Raw genomic sequence first — 342 nt, 5'->3', positions numbered from 1 at the left:
CACGATGTCCAAATTAAAAATGAATACGCCTACGTCATTGGTGTCAAATTAACCGAAAAAACGACCGTCGTAAAGCCAGAATTAGAATTAAATCAAATTAAACCAGCGACCAGAAATTACCGAAATGTAGTAGAAATGAATTTGCAAAATACAAAAGCGACCTTAGTTGGTGGACTGGCCGTGGATGCAAAAATATATAAGAAAGGCAGCGAAAAAGTTTTACATGAATCAAAACGCACAGATTTATCCATGGCGCCAAATTCCAATTTTAATTATAGTGTAGATTGGGAAAATCAAGAGTTAAAACCAGGTAAATATAAAGTGCATTTAGTTGCTAAGAAC

1 protein-coding gene is annotated in these 342 nt (G+C 34.8%); it reads left to right on the top strand.

All coding sequences use genetic code 11. The features are described 5' to 3' along the window. Positions 1-342: DUF3324 domain-containing protein (locus NG918_RS16840; protein WP_252227200.1), on the top strand; the 342-nt coding region annotated here is incomplete at both ends.

Origin of the sequence: Clostridium sp. ZBS2 (genome assembly GCF_023845855.1) — a bacterium.
Lineage (GTDB): Bacteria > Bacillota > Clostridia > Clostridiales > Clostridiaceae > Clostridium > Clostridium aquiflavi.
This window is presented reverse-complemented; position numbering and strand designations above follow the sequence as displayed.